Raw genomic sequence first — 1,560 nt, forward strand, 5'->3', positions numbered from 1 at the left:
GAGTAGTCGGCCAACAATTTGTGCTGTGCCGCCGCCAATGCCTACATCCACCTCATCGAAAACCAGTGTTGGAATGGTCGAGTTTTGAGCGACAATGACTTGAATCGCTAAGCTGATTCGGGACAGCTCACCGCCTGAGGCAACTTTGTTGATGGCTTTGGGGGGCTGTCCAGGATTGGTGCTAATCAGGAATTCGACGGTATCCAGACCGTGCTGGCTTACCTTGCTGTTATCGAGAGGTGTTAGGCTGACGCAGAACTTCACTGACTTCATATCCATCAATGCTAGCTGCTCACATATTTTCTTTTCTAAAGAGCTGGCACACTTTATACGCTTCTGACGCTGCGTTTCAGCTAAGGCCCGGTAAGTGTTTTCCAATTCGATTACTTCAGCTTGCAGTTGCTCCAGATTTTGGTCGCCATTATTAAAGTCATGTAGTTCTTTGCTGAGTTTGTTTTGTATGGTTAACAGCTCAGTGGGTTCACAGCGGTGTTTTCTTGCTAACTGGTAAGCAGTGCTTAGGCGTTCTTCGATTTCTTGCAGGCGTGCTGGGTTGAGTTCAAATGAGTCGATAAAATGGCGTAAATTACTACCTGCCTCTTCAATTTGGATTTGCGCTTCATTCAGCATGTTGAGTGCTTCACTAATCTCATGATTTTCGCTGGGTAGGTTGTGTAGTGATGAGGAGGCTGAAGAAACCATGCTGGCGGCATTAGCATCACCCTCTGAACATAACGCTAGAGCTTCATGTGCTCTACTCAAAAGCAGTTCTGCATTTGCTAGCTGGGATTGCTCTTTTTCGAGCTGCTCAACTTCACCTTCTTGTAGGCCCAGTGCCTCGAGCTCTTCAAGTTGAAAGGTAATGAGGTGAATGCGGGCAGTAATCTCATCCTGGTTGTTTTCAAGTTTAGATAGGTGCTTAGCTTGACTTGACCATTTATTAAAAGCGCTGGAAACCTTGTCTGAGGTACTTTGTAGTTGGCCAAAGTTGTCGACAATCACCCGGTGGTTATCTTTGTTAAGTAAGGATTGGTGTTCGTGTTGGCTGTGAATATCAATCAGTAGCTCGCCAATTGATTTTAAATTCTGTAGAGGGCTAGGGTGGCCATTTATATAGCTGCGCGAGCGGCCCTCGGCTGTGATGACTCTGCGCAATATACATTGCTCGCCTTCTTCCAGGTCGTGGTCTTTAAGCCATTCAAGTGCCTTGGGGTGTTTGTCTAACTCAAAGGCTGCAGAAATTTCAGCCTTGGGCTCTCCGTGACGCACCATGCTCGTATCAGCCCTGTCGCCAAGCGCCAAGCCTAATGCGTCGAGAATAATTGATTTACCAGCTCCGGTTTCTCCGCTGAGTACGGTCATGCCGTTGTTGAATAAAACTTCCAGGTGGTCAGCGATGGCGAAGTTGGAGACTTTGAGTTGGCTAAGCATGGTTATTTTTCCGTGTCTGGATATGCAAATCAAAATTTGCTAAATATTACTGTATCTATAACCAGTTGGTAAAGATAAATATTATTCTTTCAGGCCGAGATTAAATGCAGTTAAAAAATAACTTGGTGG

At 45.8% G+C, this 1,560-nt stretch carries 1 protein-coding gene; it reads right to left on the reverse strand.

Going from position 1 to position 1,560, the window contains the following annotated elements; all coding sequences use genetic code 11:
• On the reverse strand, positions 1-1,431 hold a 1,431-nt coding region (gene recN / locus A3729_RS16680), incomplete at its 3' end, for a DNA repair protein RecN (RefSeq protein ID WP_068634095.1).
• Positions 1,432-1,560: the final 129 nt, after the last annotated feature.

This window comes from Oleiphilus sp. HI0043 (genome assembly GCF_001634935.1).